This is a genomic window from Granulibacter bethesdensis CGDNIH1 (genome assembly GCF_000014285.2).
Lineage (GTDB): Bacteria > Pseudomonadota > Alphaproteobacteria > Acetobacterales > Acetobacteraceae > Granulibacter > Granulibacter bethesdensis.
Genome location: NC_008343.2, coordinates 170,383 through 187,685 on the forward strand (window position 1 = coordinate 170,383; position 17,303 = coordinate 187,685).

Below are 17,303 nucleotides of genomic sequence, written 5' to 3' on the forward strand. Positions count from 1 at the left end.
GACGTCAGGAATATGGACTTTTTCAGTCCTGTTACCGGAGTAGATCGTCTGTTTGCCGTCTGAACGCAAGGGCCGTACTGGCCCCTGCGCATCAGGCCCGCGCAACGGGAATGTGTGAGCGGGTCTGTTCCTGCTCAGACGGAGAAATATTTCGCATGTGGGTTGAGCACGACCAGCGCGGAGGTGCTCTGTTCAGGATGCAGCTGATATTCATCCGACAGATCGACACCGATCCGTTCGGCCTGAAGCAGTTTCAGGATCGGCTCCTGATCCTCCAGCTTCGGACAGGCCGGATAACCGAAGGAATAGCGACTGCCGCGATAACCCTGCGCCAGCATCTTTTCCATGTCCCGCTCATCTTCCGCTGCGAAACCGCATTCGGCGCGGATGCGCTTGTGCACGTATTCCGCCATGGCTTCCGCCATCTCTACCGAGAGGCCGTGGAGATAGAGGTAATCCTGATACCGGTCTTCCTCGAACCAGATGCGTGCCATGTCGGAGGCTTTCTGCCCGACCGTCACCACCTGCAACCCGATCACGTCGCGTTCCGCATCGTCCACATCGCGGAAAAAATCGGCGATGCACTCCCCATCTTCCTTCGGCTGACGGGGCAGGGAAAAGCGGCACAGTTCCGTGCTGCCATCCTGTTCGAACAGGATCAGCTCATTGCCCTGCCCCGCTGCTTTCCAGTAGCCGTAGGCGGCCTGCGGTTTCAGGATGTCCTGCTCCTCGCACAGGGCGAGCATCCGCTTCATCACCGGGCGCAGTTCCTGCTTGGCCCAGCCCAGAAAATCGTCCAGCGAGCGGCCCTGTTTCCGGAAGCCCCACTGAAACTGATACAGGCTGCGTTCATTGAGGAAGGGGATGATCGCTTTCGGTGTGGCTTCCACCACGCGCGCCCCCCAGAAAGGCGGTTCGATGGCCGGAACGTTGTTTGTCAGACGATGACGCCGCGCCCGCGTGGCATTGATATCCACCGGCTGGAAAGCGCGTGCATCGGCCTTGCCCAGCGTTCGGCTCTGGTTGCGTGACTTGCCTTTGCGTTTCTGCTGAATGGCGGACAGGTAATCGTCGAAGGCATTGCCCGTCACCTTGTCCATCAGATGCAGCCCGTCGAACGCATCACGCGCATAGGCAACGCGGCCGGAGGCATAGGCCGCCACGCAATCATCCTCGACGTAATTCCGTGTCAGGGCCGCACCGCCGAGCAGGACCGGCACATCGACGCCCTGACGGGACATTTCTTCCAGATTTTCGCGCATGATGACGGTGGATTTCACCAGCAGGCCGGACATGCCGATAGCATGGGCGCGATGTTCCTTCACCGCTGCCACCATATCCGCCAGCGGCACCTTGATGCCGAGATTGACGACGCGATAGCCGTTATTGGTCAGGATGATGTCGACGAGGTTCTTGCCGATGTCATGCACGTCGCCCTTGACGGTCGCCAGGACGATGGTGCCCTTCTGCTGGCCTTCCACGCGCTCCATCATCGGTTCCAGATAGGCGACGGCGGCTTTCATGGTTTCCGCCGACTGGAGTACGAAGGGAAGCTGCATCTTGCCGGCGCCGAACAGCTCTCCCACCACCTTCATGCCGTCCAGCAGGATGGTGTTGATGATGTCCAGCGGCGCATGGGTTTTCAGCGCCTCGTCCAGTTCGTCGGTCAGGCCCTTGCGGTCGCCATCGACGATGCGGTCTTTCAGACGGCCTTCCACTGTGGCGGCGCGGGTTTTCTTGACGGCATCAGCGGCTTTACGATCCGCAAACATTTCCAGCAGACGTTGCAGGGGATCGTAATCCTCCGTGCGGCGGTCGAAGATCAGGTCTTCCATGACCTTCGCTTCCTCTGCCGGAATCTGGTGCAGTGGACGGATCTTGCTGACATGCACGATTGCGCCCGTCATACCCGCCCGGACCGCATGATCGAGAAACACCGAGTTCAGCACTGCACGGGCCGCCGGATTGAGGCCGAAGCTGATATTGGACAGGCCGAGAATAATCTGAATCTCCGGGAATTTCTCCCGGATCATGCGGATGCCTTCCAGAGTCCATTCGCCCAGCTTCCGATCATCTTCATTGCCGGTGGCGATGGTGAAGGTCAGCGGGTCGATCAGCAGATCGGATTGCGGCAGGCCGTGTTTTTCGCAGGCGAACCGAACCAGACGCTCGGCGATAGCGAGCTTGCGTTCCGGCGTCTTGGCCATGCCTTCTTCATCGATGGTCAGGGCGATGACGGCGGCACCGAACTTGCGTGCCAGAATCATGCGTTCTTCGGCAGCATGTTCCCCGTCCTCGAAATTGATCGAGTTGATGATCGGCTTGCCGCCATGCAGTTTCAGTGCGGCCTCGATCACCGGCGTTTCAGTGCTGTCGATCACCAGAGGCGCATTCACGCTGCTGGTGAAGCGACGGATCACCTCATTCATTTCCAGCCCTTCATTGCGACCAACGAAAGCGGTGCAGATATCCAGCGCGTTGGAGCCTTCGCCGACCTGCTCCCGCCCCATGGAGATGCAGGTGTCCCAGTCATGCTGTTCCTGCGCCTCGCGCCATTTCTTCGATCCGTTGGCGTTGCAGCGTTCGCCGATAGAGAAATAGGAATTTTCCTGCCGCAGAGATGTCTGGCCATACAGGCTGGCGACGGAGGGAACCCAGATTGAGTTTCGTTTGATCGGCTCGGGCCGCAGACGCGCACCGGCCCGGCGGCGCAGCATGGCATCCAGCGCGCGGATATGCGGAACATTGGTGCCGCAGCAGCCGCCGATGAGATTGACGCCATCCTCGCTGATATAGCGTTCGACCCAGCTCGCCATTTCCTCGGGCGAGAGCGGGTAGTGGGTCTGGCCATCCACCAGTTCCGGCAGCCCGGCATTGGGCTGCATGGAGATCAGACCGGTCCAGTTTGCGGCCAGCCATTTGACATGCTCGGCCATTTCCTGCGGCCCGGTGGCGCAGTTCAGCCCGATCAGCGGCACGTCCATCGCGTGGATCACGGTCGCGGCGGCGGCAATGTCCGGCCCGACCAGCAGCGTACCGGTGGTTTCCACCGTGACCTGCACGAAGATCGGCGTATCGACACCCATCTCAGCCCGCGCTTTTTTGGCCCCGTTGACGGCGGCCTTGATCTGGAGCGTGTCCTGACAGGTCTCGATCAGAAACGCATCGACACCGCCATCAATCAGGCCCCGGCATTGTTCCGCCAGCCCGGCTTCTAGCGGATCATAGTCGATATTGCCGAGCGAGGGCAGCTTGGTGCCCGGCCCGATGCTGCCCACCACATAGCGGTGCCGGCCATCGCTGAAGCTGTCGGCAGCTTCGCGGGCCAGTTCGGCGGCGATCCGGTTGATCTCCCGCGCGCGATCGCCCAGTTCGAACTCGCCAAGGGTGACGGGGGAGCCGCCGAAGCTGTTCGTCTCCACCATATCCGCCCCGGCCTCATAGTAGCCGCGATGGATTTCACGGACCAGATCGGGGCGGGAGAGGTTCAGGATCTCGGTACAGTTCTCTTTGCCGAGATAGTCCCGCTCGACATCGAGATCCAGCGCCTGCACGCGGCTGCCCATGCCGCCGTCGCACAGCAGAACCTGATCGCGCAGGGCATCGAGCAGATGGGGGCGGCTCATGAGAGTCTCCAGCTTTGGAATCGTGAGGGGAGCAGACCGGGCAGCGGCTCAGTCATGGATGGAAGCCGCTTTCAGGGTGAATGCGGCCGGTGTGGTACCGGCAGGGCGGATGGCGCGCCAGATGGCAATGTCGATGGGTCCGGATATCGTGGCGGCAGGTATGGCCTGCAATCCGGCAGAGGTCAGGGCACGGCGCATCTCGGCATCGGAAAAGCCGGGCCAGCGGTGATGCAGGGCGCGGGTCAGATCCTGTCGTTCATGCGCGGCCAGATCGACGATCAGCAACGTGCCTCCGGGCTTCAGCATGCGGGCGGCCTCGGTGATGACTGCACCGGGTGTTTCGCTGTGATGGAGCACCATATGCAGGATCGTCAGGTCGAAACTGGCATCGGGCAGTGGCAGGCGCATCATGTCCGCCTGACGGACGCTGCAATGACGCAGCCGGGCGCGGGACAGGCGGGACCGCGCCAGCGCCAGCATGGTGCGGCTGGCATCGATACCAAGTCCGGAGCCGATGAAGGGGGCAAGCAATTCCAGAATTCGTCCGGTGCCGGTGCCGATATCCAGCAGGGTGGCGCCCTCAGGCAGAGACAGCGTTTCCACATCCGCCACCAGCGCGGCTTCGACGGTTTCAGCGGGCAGGCCGAGCGCGCGCATTTCATCCCATTCCGCACCGTCCCGACGGAATCGCTCGGTCGCGGCGCGGGCACGCTCCGCCAGCACACGCTCAGCCTGACGGCGGTCGGCTTGCAGGGTTGCGTCGATAGCGGGCAGCTTGGCGGGCAGATCGCGGCCCAGCCCGGTCTGGGCCAGGCTGAACCACGCATTGGAGCCTTCCCGCGTACGCTCCAGCAATCCGGCCTCCACCAGCAGGCGCAGATGGCGTGACAGGCGTGGCTGGGACTGGCCGAGAATGTCGGTCAGCTCCACCACGCAGAAATCCCCGAGCGCCATCAGCGCCAGAAGACGCAGGCGGGTCGGTTCGGCGCAGGCGCGCAACTGGGTGAGCATCAACTCCATACTGGACAAATGACATAAAGATATCTTTATGTCCACTATGGCCTGGTTTCTGGATGCCCGTATTCCCGTCGATATTCGTACCGCTGTCATGCAGGCACCGGTCGCGGACGGCATAGCCGTGCTGATGGAAGCAGGGATCGCGGCAGACCATCGTTCCGCTGACACCCGGATCTTTCAACCGGCAGCGCCGCAGGACAGGCGGCATGGCACCGATTGCGCCTGTTGCACGCTGCGCTCACCGCTGGCGGAGGCGTTATCCGTCCTGTTTCTGGATCGTGTGCGTGGTCAGGCGGCTTTTAACAGCGTTGTCGTGATCGTGGGTAGTCCGGAAGCGGCAGAACAGGCGATAGAGACGCTCAGGAACGATCCGTTACTGGCTGCCCGGTTCCGCCCTGCGCCCCCGGAGGAGAAGCAGGACGGGATCGAGGTCTAGACTGTTTCCGGCTCGTTTTCCTCGACGATGAGGCTGAACTGGTCTTCCTCCTCGTCATATTCGAACAGCTCTCCGTAACGGCCCCATGCAATCGCGGTGCGAAGGGTGGAACGGGCGTAATCCTCGCTCATATGGTCTTCCAGCTCGTCGCGGAAGCGCACGGCGGCGGCGCGATGGTTGGGGCGGCTGGCCAGAACCTGACAGATCGTCGCCACCAGCGGCACATGAGAGCGCAGAGCGTTCGCGAAAATTTCTTTTCTGGTGTCGGTTTCGGCTTCGACATAGGCCCGCCCGGCATCCAGCAGCCGGATATCGCCTTCTTCCAGCTCGGCCAGACGCAGCATTTGCAGGGTTTCGCCCAGCGGCAGCAATTCGTCCACGTCCAGTTGCAGCGCGGCGGCAAGCGGCGGAAGGTCGGCGCGGCCGTTGTAAGGCTGTGCCTCCAGCGTTTCCAGCAGACCGGCCATGAGGTTGGTGGAAACGGGGTGCAGGGCCTGACCAATGCCCTGCGGTGTGACGGCGGCATGCTTGGTCGGCAGCGGGCGGCGGGTCATGATCGCATAGATATCGTCCACCATCTGGCGGAAGGCGATGTCGTGCCGATCGCGTGGATGAGGGAACGGCACGCGCAGTTCCTGCGCCACCCGCCCGGGATTGGAGGAGAAAACGAGGATACGGTCGCACATCAGCACCGCTTCCTCGATGTTGTGCGTGACCATCAGCACCGATTTCAGCGGCAGCTTGCCATCGCTCCACAGGTCGATCAGATCGGTGCGCAGCGTTTCGGCGGTCAGCACGTCCAGCGCACTGAACGGCTCATCCATCAGCAGCAGATCAGGATGGACCACCAGGGCGCGGGCCAGCCCTACACGTTGCCGCATGCCGCCGGACAGTTCCTTGGGATAGGCGCTTTCATAGCCGCCGAGACCGATCAGATCGATGGCGATTTCGGCGCGGCGTTCCCGCTCGGCCCGGTTGACGCCCTGTGCTTCCAGACCCAGCTCGACATTTTCCTGCACGGTCAGCCAGGGAAACAGTGCGAAGCTCTGGAACACCATGGCGACCCCGCGGGCGGGGCCATTGACCGGGCGCCCTTTCCACGTCACCTGACCTGATGTGGGGGGCAGCAGGCCGGAGACGATCCGCAGAAGGGTCGATTTGCCGGAGCCGGAGCGGCCCAGCAATCCGACGATCTCGCCTTCCCGCAGCGTCAGGTCGACATCGTCCAGCACCACGAAATCGGCGTTGCTGTCCTTGTGATAAGCCTGCCGGACGTTCTTGACTTCCAGAAGGGCTGGGGCGGCGAGGGCTGTGTCCATGGCCATGAGATCCGTTCCTTCGATCAGTAGGTCAGGCGACGTGTGGCGAAGTTGAAAAGCGGTTTCCACAGGGCACGGTTGAAGCCGACCACGAAGGCCGACATCACGGCCACGCCCAGTATGGTGCGCGGCCAGTTTCCATCGGCCGAGGCATCGGCGATGAAGCGGCCCAGCCCGTGCGCTTGCAGCGTATTCGGTCCCCAGGTCACGACTTCAGAGACGATGGCCGCGTTCCACGCACCGCCGGAGGCGGTGATCGCACCGGTGATATAATAGGGGAAAATGCCGGGCAGGATCACCCGCCGCCACCACAGAAAGCCACGGATATGAAATCCACGTGCGGCTTCCTGCATGTCGCCGGGGAAAGCGGCGGCCCCCGCGATGACGTTGAACATGATGTACCACTGTGCACCGAGAATCATCAGCGGCGTCAGCCAGATATCCGGGTTCAACGAAAAACGGGCGATCACCAACACGAAAAGCGGAAAGAACAGATTGGCCGGGAAGGCTGCCAGAAACTGCACCAACGGCTGTACAAAACGCGCCACGTGCGGGCGCAGACCGATAGCCACCCCGATCGGCACCCAGATCAACGTGGCAACGATCATCAGCACGATGACGCGCAGCATGGTGATGCACCCCATCAGCACGGCTTGCAGTACATCCGAAGGCGCGATGCGTCCCGACAGGAAAGCGTAGATATGCCAGGCGCACCAGACCAGCATGGCGAAGACGATCAGACCCCACAGCATATCGACAATACGGGAAGGCTGGTTTGAGGCCCGGATCAGGCGCGGCAGACGGAAGCCGATTCGCAGATTGGTGAAAGCGTTGAAACCGCTCGCCAGCAGCTCGCTTCCGGCACGCAGCCAGGCAGTGCGGCGCAGCAGGCGCAGCAGCCACGGTTCCTCGGAGGTTGAACCCTGCGTTGTTTCGAAGCGGAATTTTTCCGACCACGCCACCAGCGGACGGAACAGAAGCTGATCGTACAGCAGGATCACCACCGCCATGGCGAGAATAGCATAGCCGATTGCGGCCATATCCTGCTGACGAAGGGCCAATGCGACGTAGGAGCCGATTCCCGGCAGCATCCAGGTATTGTCGCCGACCGAGACCGCTTCCGACGCCACCACGAAAAACCAGCCGCCGGACATGGACATCATGGCGTTCCAGACCAGCCCTGGCATGGCGAATGGCACTTCCAGCTTCCAGAAACGCTGCCATGGAGACAGGCGGAACGCCCGAGTCGCTTCCACCAGATCACCCGGCAGGGTGGTCAGGGACTGATAGAAGCTGAACGCCATATTCCAGGCCTGGCTGGTGAAGATCGCGAAGATGGAGGCAAGCTCCGCCCCCAGCACCTGTCCTGGAAACAGGTTCATGAAGAACACGACGGTAAAGGTCAGAAACCCCAGGATCGGCACCGATTGCAGGATATCGAGCATCGGGATCAGCAGCATGGCCGCCCGGCGGCTTTTGGCGGCCCAGGTCGCGTAGGTGAAAGTGAAAAACAACGCGGCGGCGAGGGCCAGCAGCATGCGCAACGTGGTTCGGAACGCATAGGCGGGCAGGTTCCATGGATCGAGCGAAACGGCATGCGCGTAGCGATCATCCAGCGGCACCAGCGTGCCACGCGTCACATGCACGACGGCCACCAGGGCGGCGAACACCACGGCAATCGAAACCAGATCGAACAGGTTCGGAAGACGGCGTCGCGATGCCAGAGCGGGGAAAACAGTTTCGGACATCGTTTCTTCCTCGCGCGAAAGCGGCCTGAAAGCGGCAGGATGCAGTGGAATATCCTGCTTCCCGCCTCCTAGAGCATGATGCCGGAGCCGTCACCCCGCTGTTTGGTTGCGTTTTGGTGACGGCAGAGAAATAAACGGACCGGGATCAGCCGGTGCTGCCGAAGCCACCCGTGCCGCGTTCCGTGTCATCCAGCGAATCAACTGTCTGAAACGTGCCGCGGATAACAGGGGCCAGCACCCCTTGGGCGATTCGCATCCCGCGTTCGACGATAAACGGTTCCGTACCCGTATTGAGCACGATGATGCCTACTTCGCCGCGATAATCCTCGTCGATCGTGCCGGGGGTATTGGGCAGGGTGATCCCGTGTTTCAGGGCCAGACCGGACCGGGGGCGGATCTGGAGTTCATGTCCCGGCGGCAGCGCCATACGCAGTCCGGTCGGGATCAGGGCCCGGCCGCCGGGCGGGATGGTGACCGATTCCGTGACGGCGGCCAGTAAATCCATCCCGGCGGCACCGGGAGTGGCATAGGCGGGAAGGGACAGTCCTTCCGCATGCGGAAGGACCTGAATCAGGATATTCATGACGGTCTCGATCCTCAGGATGCGTTCATAAAGGCTGCGATGCGGGCGGCGAGATGGTCTGCGACCTCCGTTTTGGAGGTGCGGGGCCAGTCTTCTTCCCCATCGGCGGTGATCAGGCGGATGGCGTTATCGACTCCGCCCATGATGCCGGTGTTGGGTGAGACGTCATTGGCCAGCAGCCAGTCGCACCCTTTGCGCAGGCGCTTGTCGCGGGCGTGCTGATGCACGGCTTCCGTTTCGGCGGCAAAGCCGATCACCAGAGCCGGGCGTCTTGGGCCGGGCGCGGACAGGGTCGCCAGAATATCGGGGTTCGGCAGCAGCGTGAGGTGAGGTGTGCCGCCGGTTTTCTTGAGTTTCTGCTCGGCGGCTTCGACATGCCAGTCGGCGACGGCAGCGACGCAGACCGCGATATCGGCTGGCAGGGCAGATTCGCAGGCGGCCATCATCTGCCGTCCGGTTTCCACATGGATCGTCGTGACACCTTGCGGATCGGGAATGGAGACCGGCCCGCTGACCAGCGTGACCCGTGCTCCCCGGCGCGCCAGAGCCGCCGCGATCGCATGACCCTGCCGCCCGGAGCTGCGATTGGCCAGATAGCGCACCGGGTCCAGCGGCTCATGCGTCGGGCCGGATGTCACCAGCGCGTGATGCCCACGCAGATCCTGCGGTACGGTGTCGGCAGATGAGGGGACATTGGAGGAGACAGAGGAGGGGACCAGAAGGGAGAGGATCGCATCACGGATCGTCTCCGGCTCCGCCATGCGGCCGGGTCCGTATTCGTGACAGGCCATCGGCCCTTCTTCCGGCCCGACCAGCGTGAGGCCGCGTGCGGTCAGTGTGTCGATATTGGCCTGTGTCGCCTGATGTTGCCACATGCGGACATTCATCGCCGGGGCGGCCAGCACGGGTTTGTCGGTGGCCAGCAAGACGGTGGCGGCCAGATCATCAGCCATCCCCGCGCTCATGCGCGCCAGCAGATCGGCAGTGGCAGGCGCGATGACCAGCAGATCGGCGGCACGGGAGAGCTGGATATGACCCATCATGCTTTCCTCGGTCAGGGAAAGCAGGTCCATGTGTACGGGCTGCTCGGTCAGTGCCTGAAGGGAGAGCGGTGTGACGAAAGCACTCCCCGCTTTGGTCAGAATGGTGGAGACGCTGCATCCTTCGGCGCGCAGCAGGCGGATCAGGGGCAGGGTTTTATAGGCGGCAATGCCACCGCCCACGATCAGCAGGACGGTTTTTCCGGCCAGGCGCTGAGGCAGGGCGGCGTCCGTCACAGCCGCCAGCCGCTGTGGATGGCGGCGATTCCGCCAGACAGGTTGCGCACGGACACACGGGAGAATCCGGCCTCCCGCATCATATCGGCCAGAGTTTCCTGATCGGGGAACATGCGGATGCTTTCGGCGAGATACTGATAGCTGTCCCGATCCCCGGCAATGGCCTGACCCAGCCGGGGCAGCACCTGAAATGACCAGGCATCATAGACAGGTTCCAGCGCGGCGACGGTCACGCGACTGAATTCCAGACAATGGAACCGGCCGCCTGTTTTCAGCACGCGGCGGGCTTCTTTCAGCACGGCCAGCTTGTCCGTGCAGTTGCGCAGGCCGAACGCCATGGAGACCCGGTCCACGCTGCGGTCCGGCAGCGGCAGCGTTTCGGCATCGGCCACCAGAAAACGCAGACTGCCCAGCAATCCACGGCTGGCGGCGCGGTCTCGCCCGACCCCCAGCATGGCCGGGTTGATATCCGACAGAATCGCATCGCCACCACCGGAACGCAGCCAGTTGAAGCTGATATCCCCGGTGCCGCCTGCCAGATCCAGCAATGTCTGGCCGGGGCGCGGGTCCAGCACGGTGTTGAACACGCGCTTCCACAGGCGATGGATGCCGAGGGACATCACATCATTCATCAGATCGTATTTGGGGGCGACGCTGGCGAAGACCTCGCGCACCAGCGTTTTTTTCTGACCACGCGGGACGGCGCGAAAGCCGAAATCGGTTTCGCCAGCTGTCTGATCATTTCCAGCTGCCTGATCATTCATCGGGGGGACGGTGCCGTGTGACTCTGTCATGCAGGCTGTATAGGAGGTCACGCGGCGAAGTAAAACGATTGCGTGATGCTTGAAACAAGGAATGCGCTTCATGCCGGAACTGCCGGAAGTTGAAACGGTGATGCGTGGCCTGCGTGCGCGTCTGGAGGGGCGTCGTATCGTGCGGGCGGAGGTCAGGCGGCCTGATCTGCGCTTTCCTCTGCCACCCGGTCTGGCGGCCCGGCTGACGGGTGCGTATGTGCGGGATTTCCGTCGGCGTGGAAAATACATCCTGATGCGTCTGGATGGCGGTGACAGCCTGTTGATTCACCTGGGCATGTCCGGTCGTTTCGTGCTGCGTGCACCCGCCGACACGACCTTGCCGGAGGGGCATGAACCGGAGCGGCATGAACACGTCTCCATGATGGCTGAGGATGGCTGGATCGCGGCGCTGGTCGACCCGAGGCGGTTCGGCATGATGGATCTGGTGCCGACTGCGGCGGAGGATGCGCATCGTCTGCTCTCCTCCATGGGGCCTGAGCCGCTGGAAGATGCATTTTGTCTCTCTGGTCTGGAAAAGGCATTTGCCGGTCGCCGCACGGCGGTGAAACTGGCTCTGCTGGATCAACGGATCGTGGCCGGGCTGGGCAATATCTATGTTTCGGAGGCCCTGTTCCGGGCCGGGATCAATCCGCTGCGGGCCGCGGGGGACCTCTCCCGGGCTGAACTCCGGCGGTTGATCCCCGCGATTCGCGAGACGTTGACGGAAGCGATTGCCGCAGGTGGCTCCTCCCTGCGTGACTATGTGCAGCCGGATGGTGAACTGGGCTATTTCCAGCATGCATGGAAAGTCTATGGCCGTGCGGGGCAGCCTTGCGAACATTGTCCCGGCCTGTCCGCCGGCTGTCAGGGGATCGTCCAGATCGTGCAGGGCGGTCGAAGCACGTATTTCTGTCCCTGTACCCAGCAACAGGCGGGGAAACAGGCGGGATGAAGGGGGCAGGGTTGCCGGCGCCGAATGGCGGGGTGTGCAAGTTTCCTTGACTCTCTGCGGGCTGCTGCGTAGATATCCGCCCCTCACAGGCGGGCCACTCCGCCGGACCCGTCCTTAGCATTACCGAATGGTTTGAAGATCGATGGCTAATACCGCTTCAGCGCGCAAGCGCATCCGGCAGATCAAGGTTCGCACGGAGCGTAACGCTGCGCGCAAGTCCCGCATGCGTACCTTCGTCAAGAAGGTCGAAACCGCGATCGCGTCCGGCAATCACACTGCCGCAAACGAAGCCCTGCGTGAGGCTCAGCCGGAAATGCAGCGCGCCGCTGGCAAGGGCGTGATCCATCGCAACACGGTGGCCCGTCGTCTGTCCCGCCTGACGGCACGGATCAAGGCTCTGGCCACCGCCTGAGCCTGACCGGATTACAGAGCCGGTATATTTTTAATATTGGTTGCGTAATTCTGTTATCAAACAGCTGGCTTTAGTCAGTGTTTTGATTTTCGGCACTCTCAATCTGCACGAATACTGCTGTCCATTTGACGGATGGCAGTATTTTTGCTGTCTAAGGCCGTTGTCCTTTCTCCGGGACTTTGGTTCTCAGTGCCGTGATCGTTCAAATCTTTCTGACCACAGGGCATGACTTTTGGATTGCTTCCGGATCATCCCCGATGCAACCTAAGATATCGACTTCCTGTTTGTGGTGAGGAAGGCCTGACAGGACGTGCATGGTTCCTGTTCAGGCAGACGAAGCAACATGTCGTTTGAATATCGGTCCTCTCTTCAGGACCGCTTGATCCGGGTAGGTGCGGGCAGTGTCAGAACACGGCGGCAGCGCGGAACAGGATATCTCCGTTCACGCTGCAAAAAAACGCGATGACTTTGCCGATGTTACGCCAGCAACCGGGCGGCCGGTTTCGGCTGGCCTGCTGGCCGAGCAATGGAATCGCGTACGTCAGAGGCTGCGGGCTGAGGTCGGGGAAGTTGAATACCGGACCTGGCTGCGGCAAATGACGCTGGCCGGGTTGGAGGCTGATGAGGTTGCCATTCACCTGCCGACCCGTTTTCTGCGTGACTGGGTGCGTTCCCATTACTCCGATCGCCTGAATACGCTGTGGCAGGCGGAAAATCCTGCGGTCAGGCGGGTGGATATCCGCCTCGGCTCCGTGACGGAGAGTGGCCATGGTCTGACCGAAAGCCTGTACGAAAGCGGTATCGTCCAGAAAGCATCTGCTCCGGCAGAGCGTGTAGCGCCGGTCTCATCGGTCGCGGATCAGGCCAGTCTTCCGGAAGCAGACACTCTGGCCCCTTCTTCTCTGGCTGGCCCTGCGTTGGATGAGGCCGGACGCGCCGGCGATATGCATGCGCTGGATCGGCGCTTCAGCTTCGAGACCTTCGTGGTTGGTAAACCCAATGAATTCGCCTATGCCTGCGCGCGCCGCGTGGCGGAAAGCCCGGCCAGCCCGGGCTTCAATCCGCTCTTTCTGTATGGCGGTGTTGGTCTCGGCAAGACGCATCTGATGCATGCCATCGCGTGGGAGCTGAACCGTCCGGGACGGCCCCCGGTTTCCGTCGCCTATATGTCGGCGGAGAAGTTCATGTATCGCTTTATCGCCGCCATTCGCAGCCAATCCACCATGGAGTTCAAGGAAGAGTTGCGCAGCGTCGATGTGCTGATGGTGGATGACCTTCAGTTCCTGATCGGCAAGGACAATACGCAGGAAGAATTCTTCCATACGTTCAATGCGCTGGTGGATGCGGGCAAGCAGATTGTTGTGTCGGCTGACAAATCACCTTCCGATCTGTCAGGGCTGGAAGATCGTCTGCGGACCCGTCTCGGCTGCGGCATGGTGGCCGATCTGCATGCCACTACCTTTGAGCTGCGTATCTCGATTCTCGAAGCCAAGGTGCAGAAAGCCGGCGTCGAGGTCTCGCCCAAAGTGCTAGAATTCCTTGCGCACAAGATCACCTCGAACGTGCGGGAGCTGGAAGGCGCGCTGAACCGGCTGATCGCCCATGCCAATCTGTTTGGCCGGGCGCTGACGCTGGAAACCGCGCAGGAAGTGCTGCACGATATTCTGAAGGCGCATGACCGTCGCATCACCATTGAGGAAATCCAGCGCCGCGTCGCGGAGCACTGGAATATCCGGCTGACGGACATGTCCTCTGCCCGCCGGGCGCGGGCAGTGGCCCGGCCGCGCCAGGTGGCGATGTTCCTCGCCAAGCAGTTGACCAGCCGCTCCCTGCCGGAAATCGGCCGTAAATTCGGCAATCGCGACCATACCACCGTGATGCATGCCATCAGCCGTGTCACCGAGCTGATGGAGCGGGATGCGGCTTTTGCCGAAGATGTCGAGCTGTTGCGCCGGATGCTGGAATCCTGATTTCGCTTATCGCCACGACGTTCCGTGTTTTCTGGCCGCCAGCACGACGCAGCCGAGCCAGATCAACTGCGGCACCAGCAGCAGCGTCGGGATCAGCAGTTTTCCGCTCGGCCCTGCCTGCATGAACAGCAGGCAGGCACAGCCTCCCAGTACTGTGAAACCCCAATGGATCAGGGTGACGGCTTCCCGGCTGAAACCGCTGCGGGAGGCGACCTGATACAGGTGTCCACGATGGGCGGCAGTGACGTTTTCGCCATTAAGGCCGCGCCGGACCAGGGTAAAAGCGACATCGAACAGCACGCCGGATAACAGCATCGGCACCAGCAGGAACGACATGTCCACATTGTCGAACCGGCTGGCGGCAATACCGAGCATGGCGAGCACGAACCCACAGAACTGGCTGCCGACATCCCCCATGAAAATCCGGGCTTTGGGAAAGTTGAAAGGCAGAAATCCCGCAATTCCCGAGGCCAGCAGCAGGGCGGCAAAATAAATGAAATATCCGCCCTGTTCCTGTGCAATCCAGGCCAGAAACAGGCAGGCGATCAGGGAGACGCCGGAGGCCAGCCCGTTCAGCCCGTCGATGAAATTCATCGCATTGGTGGCGAAGATCAGCCACATCATGCTGGCAATCGGTGCAATCCATCCCAGCGAAACCGGGCCGATGAACGGAAGGTTCGGATCGCGCAGGCTCAGCCCGCTGGCGACGACGGTCAGGGCGGCGAGGATCTGGGTGCCGAGCTTGACGGTAAAGGAGCGGCTGCGAATATCGTCGATCATCGACACGGCCGCGATGGCGACGGAGGCGATTATGACCCCCCGGAAATAAGGATCGGCAATCCGGGAAAAATCGGCCCAGATATACAGGGCCAGCAATCCGGCCAGAAAAGCGGCGACGATTCCCACTCCCCCCCCTTTCGGGGTGGCGATGCTGTGGGCCTTGCGCAAATCGGGCTGATCCATGACCCGCACGGTGATCATGATCCGCACGATCATGGCTGAAAGCCCTGCCAGCGCGGCACAGAACAGCAGATGGTGAAGAAAGGCCGTGAACGTCATGCAAGGCTCCCGCAACGGGCCGGAAAAGGCGGCGGACCATGGCCGATGCCGCGTGGAACCGCAACACCAGCCTGTATCAAGCGTGCGGGGCACACGGTAATTCACCCGTCTCCCCCCTCGGCAAGAGGGCTGGAGCTGTTTATAGGTCGCTCATGGCGTCCGGACGCGTTTATTCCCGTATCGTGCTGAACATCCTGCTGGATGGTTCTCTGGCGGCTCTGGCCGTTCCGGTGGCGCACTGGCTTGCCCGGCCGGGGACTGATCCGGTTCCGGCCTCATGGTGGCTGTTACTCAGTGCGTTGAGCGTGGTGCTGGGGGGCATTCCGTTCCGCCTGCCTACCCAATACTGGCGCTTTGCAGGAATCGGCGATCTGGTCGGTGTCGCTGCATGCAGTATCAGCGGAGCCGTCCTGTTCACGCTTGCTCTGGTCATGGCGCACACGCCGCTGCCCAGCAAAAGTTTTCCGGTCATTTTCGCCATGACCTTGCTGCTGGTGCTGGGGACGCCACGGGTGGCCTATCGGTTGACGCAAGGCAATATCCGTTTCGGGGCGCGCACGGAGGCGTCGGAAGCAGCCCCGCCGGTGCAGACCGTGCTTCTGGTCGGTGCGGGCGAGGGTGCCGATCTGTTTCTCCGTGCGACGGCCAAGGATCGCCGTGCCTCGCTGCGTGTGATCGGATTGCTGGCGCTGTCCTCCCGCCAGACAGGGCGGCGTATTCACGGGCAGCCGATTCTCGGCACGGTCGATCAGGCCGATGAAGTGCTGGAGCGTCTGCGGACAGAAGGCCAGTTGCCGGGGCAGATCGTCATCACCGCGTCGGAGTTAGGCGGGGAGCGGATGCGTATGCTGATGGATGTGGCGGAAAAGCAGGGTATGCAACTCCGCCGTGCCGCCGATCCCACATTGCTGACCAGTGCCGCAGCCGATGCGGATTCCGCGCGGGCCACCCTGAAGCCGGTGGCGATTGAGGATCTGCTCAACCGCCCGCAGGCAAGACTGGATCGGGAAGGCATGGCCCGACTGATTCAGGGCCGGCGTGTTCTGGTGACCGGTGCCGGTGGCACGATCGGCAGTGAGCTCAGTCGTCAGGTGGCGGCTTTCGGCCCCTCCCGCCTGCTGCTGCTGGATAACGGTGAATATGCGCTGTGGCAGATCGATCTGGAGCTGGGAGAATCTTTCCCTGCTGTTCCGCGTCAGCCGATTGTGGCCGATATTCGGGATGCCGGCCGACTGCATGCGATCATGCAGGTGGAGAAACCGGAGCTGGTGTTTCATGCCGCGGCGCTGAAACATGTCCCCATGGTGGAGGCCAATCCGCTGGAGGGCCTGCTGACCAATGCAGTCGGCACAAGGATCGTGGCGGATGCGGCAGCGGCTGCCGGAGCGCTGGGCATGGTGCTGATTTCCACCGACAAGGCGGTCAATCCGACCAGCGTCATGGGCGCCTCCAAGCGTCTGGCCGAGATGTACTGTCAGGCTCTGGATCGTCTCGCCCAGCGCCATGGAAACGGCATGCGCTGCGTCACGGTGCGGTTCGGCAATGTGCTGGGCAGCACCGGATCGGTGGTGCCGTTGTTCCGGAGGCAGTTGGAACGCGGCGGCCCGCTGACCGTGACCCATCCGGATATGCGCCGCTATTTCATGACGGTGCGCGAAGCGGTGGGACTGGTCTTGCAGGCCACGGTTGTCGGTGTCAGTGCCGGGGCGGCCTCCTCTGCTGTGCCCGAAGGCGGCATTTTCGTGCTGGATATGGGGGAGCCGGTGAAGATCGTCGATCTGGCGCGCCAACTGATCCGTCTGGCCGGGCTGAGGCCGGATGAGGATGTCGCCATCCGGTTCACCGGTCTGCGCCCCGGCGAAAAATTGTATGAAGAACTGTTCCACGGCAAGGAACCGCCGGAGGCTACCATCTATCCCGGCCTGCTGATGGCCCGTCCGCGTGTGGTGGAGGCGGAGATGGCGGCCGATGCGATCGACATCCTGGCGGCTGCCTGTCGACGTGGCGACCATGCGGCGGCGCTGGCGGTGCTGGCACAGATGGTGCCGGAATTCGTGCATCAGCCCAATCATGACAGGACGGCTTTGCTACAAACGGCTTCCAGCTGAGT

13 protein-coding genes are annotated in these 17,303 nt (G+C 62.1%); 5 read left to right on the forward strand and 8 right to left on the reverse strand.

Annotated elements, in window-relative coordinates; all coding sequences use genetic code 11:
- Positions 1–134: 134 nt before the first annotated feature.
- Both metH and GBCGDNIH1_RS13125 read right to left on the reverse strand, forming a co-directional pair.
- On the reverse strand, positions 135–3,626 hold the full coding sequence (metH, locus tag GBCGDNIH1_RS13120; RefSeq protein WP_011630859.1) for a methionine synthase: 3,492 nt from the start codon (positions 3,624–3,626) through the stop codon (positions 135–137).
- Between the two features lie 48 nt (positions 3,627–3,674).
- Positions 3,675–4,637, reverse strand: coding sequence for an ArsR/SmtB family transcription factor (locus tag GBCGDNIH1_RS13125; protein WP_011630860.1), 963 nt, complete (start codon positions 4,635–4,637; stop codon positions 3,675–3,677).
- A 37-nt stretch (positions 4,638–4,674) separates the two neighbouring features.
- On the opposite strand from GBCGDNIH1_RS13125, the gene GBCGDNIH1_RS13130 reads away from it, so the two are divergent.
- The gene (locus GBCGDNIH1_RS13130) at positions 4,675–5,079 is read left to right on the forward strand and encodes a hypothetical protein (protein ID WP_011630861.1); all 405 of its coding nucleotides are present in this window, start codon (positions 4,675–4,677) and stop codon (positions 5,077–5,079) included.
- Here GBCGDNIH1_RS13130 and GBCGDNIH1_RS13135 read toward each other — a convergent pair.
- The 5 genes from GBCGDNIH1_RS13135 to GBCGDNIH1_RS13155 all read right to left on the reverse strand — a co-directional run bounded on the left by GBCGDNIH1_RS13135 (position 5,076) and on the right by GBCGDNIH1_RS13155 (position 10,770).
- A complete protein-coding gene (locus tag GBCGDNIH1_RS13135; RefSeq protein ID WP_011630862.1) occupies positions 5,076–6,404 on the reverse strand; it encodes an ABC transporter ATP-binding protein in 1,329 nt (442 codons plus the stop codon). The genes GBCGDNIH1_RS13130 and GBCGDNIH1_RS13135 overlap by 4 nt on opposite strands.
- A 17-nt stretch (positions 6,405–6,421) precedes the next feature.
- Complete coding sequence (locus GBCGDNIH1_RS13140; protein ID WP_011630863.1) at positions 6,422–8,146, reverse strand: ABC transporter permease; 1,725 nt, start codon at positions 8,144–8,146, stop codon at positions 6,422–6,424.
- Between the two features lie 145 nt (positions 8,147–8,291).
- Positions 8,292–8,729 carry a dUTP diphosphatase gene (gene dut / locus GBCGDNIH1_RS13145; RefSeq protein WP_011630864.1) on the reverse strand — a complete coding sequence of 146 codons (438 nt, stop codon included), beginning with the start codon at positions 8,727–8,729 and terminating at the stop codon, positions 8,292–8,294.
- A 14-nt stretch (positions 8,730–8,743) separates the two neighbouring features.
- Positions 8,744–10,006, reverse strand: coding sequence for a bifunctional phosphopantothenoylcysteine decarboxylase/phosphopantothenate--cysteine ligase CoaBC (gene coaBC, locus GBCGDNIH1_RS13150; protein ID WP_011630865.1), 1,263 nt, complete (start codon positions 10,004–10,006; stop codon positions 8,744–8,746).
- Complete coding sequence (locus GBCGDNIH1_RS13155; RefSeq protein ID WP_408874642.1) at positions 10,003–10,770, reverse strand: class I SAM-dependent methyltransferase; 768 nt, start codon at positions 10,768–10,770, stop codon at positions 10,003–10,005. The genes coaBC and GBCGDNIH1_RS13155 overlap by 4 nt, the downstream gene beginning before the upstream one ends.
- A gap of 100 nt (positions 10,771–10,870) precedes the next feature.
- Between GBCGDNIH1_RS13155 and mutM the strand changes: the two genes are divergently transcribed.
- The 3 genes from mutM to dnaA all read left to right on the forward strand — a co-directional run bounded on the left by mutM (position 10,871) and on the right by dnaA (position 14,134).
- Positions 10,871–11,752 (forward strand): bifunctional DNA-formamidopyrimidine glycosylase/DNA-(apurinic or apyrimidinic site) lyase, encoded by an 882-nt coding sequence (gene mutM / locus GBCGDNIH1_RS13160; protein ID WP_025318018.1) that lies wholly within the window; start codon positions 10,871–10,873, stop codon positions 11,750–11,752.
- Between the two features lie 142 nt (positions 11,753–11,894).
- Positions 11,895–12,164, forward strand: a complete 270-nt coding sequence (gene rpsT, locus GBCGDNIH1_RS13165) for a 30S ribosomal protein S20 (protein ID WP_011630868.1) — start codon at positions 11,895–11,897, stop codon at positions 12,162–12,164.
- Positions 12,165–12,556: 392 nt separating this feature from the next.
- Positions 12,557–14,134: a chromosomal replication initiator protein DnaA gene (gene dnaA, locus GBCGDNIH1_RS13170; RefSeq protein ID WP_011630869.1), complete on the forward strand. Its 1,578-nt coding sequence runs from the start codon at positions 12,557–12,559 to the stop codon at positions 14,132–14,134.
- Positions 14,135–14,140: 6 nt separating this feature from the next.
- Here the strand turns inward: dnaA and GBCGDNIH1_RS13175 are convergent, their stop codons facing one another.
- Complete coding sequence (locus GBCGDNIH1_RS13175) at positions 14,141–15,193, reverse strand: glycosyltransferase family 4 protein (protein WP_011630870.1); 1,053 nt, start codon at positions 15,191–15,193, stop codon at positions 14,141–14,143.
- Positions 15,194–15,345: 152 nt separating this feature from the next.
- Between GBCGDNIH1_RS13175 and GBCGDNIH1_RS13180 the strand changes: the two genes are divergently transcribed.
- Complete coding sequence (locus GBCGDNIH1_RS13180; protein ID WP_011630871.1) at positions 15,346–17,301, forward strand: polysaccharide biosynthesis protein; 1,956 nt, start codon at positions 15,346–15,348, stop codon at positions 17,299–17,301.
- Positions 17,302–17,303: the final 2 nt, after the last annotated feature.

Bases quoted from the DNA above. Each gene is read 5' to 3' on its own strand.
- metH (WP_011630859.1), bottom strand. From the start codon at position 3,626: ATGAGCCGCCCCCATCTGCTCGATGCCCTGCGCGATCAGGTTCTGCTG.
- GBCGDNIH1_RS13125 (WP_011630860.1), bottom strand. From the start codon at position 4,637: ATGCTCACCCAGTTGCGCGCCTGCGCCGAACCGACCCGCCTGCGTCTT.
- GBCGDNIH1_RS13130 (WP_011630861.1), top strand. From the start codon at position 4,675: ATGTCCACTATGGCCTGGTTTCTGGATGCCCGTATTCCCGTCGATATT.
- GBCGDNIH1_RS13135 (WP_011630862.1), bottom strand. From the start codon at position 6,404: ATGGCCATGGACACAGCCCTCGCCGCCCCAGCCCTTCTGGAAGTCAAG.
- GBCGDNIH1_RS13140 (WP_011630863.1), bottom strand. From the start codon at position 8,146: ATGTCCGAAACTGTTTTCCCCGCTCTGGCATCGCGACGCCGTCTTCCG.
- dut (WP_011630864.1), bottom strand. From the start codon at position 8,729: ATGAATATCCTGATTCAGGTCCTTCCGCATGCGGAAGGACTGTCCCTT.
- GBCGDNIH1_RS13155 (WP_408874642.1), bottom strand. From the start codon at position 10,770: ATGAATGATCAGGCAGCTGGAAATGATCAGACAGCTGGCGAAACCGAT.
- mutM (WP_025318018.1), top strand. From the start codon at position 10,871: ATGCCGGAACTGCCGGAAGTTGAAACGGTGATGCGTGGCCTGCGTGCG.
- rpsT (WP_011630868.1), top strand. From the start codon at position 11,895: ATGGCTAATACCGCTTCAGCGCGCAAGCGCATCCGGCAGATCAAGGTT.
- GBCGDNIH1_RS13175 (WP_011630870.1), bottom strand. From the start codon at position 15,193: ATGACGTTCACGGCCTTTCTTCACCATCTGCTGTTCTGTGCCGCGCTG.
- GBCGDNIH1_RS13180 (WP_011630871.1), top strand. From the start codon at position 15,346: ATGGCGTCCGGACGCGTTTATTCCCGTATCGTGCTGAACATCCTGCTG.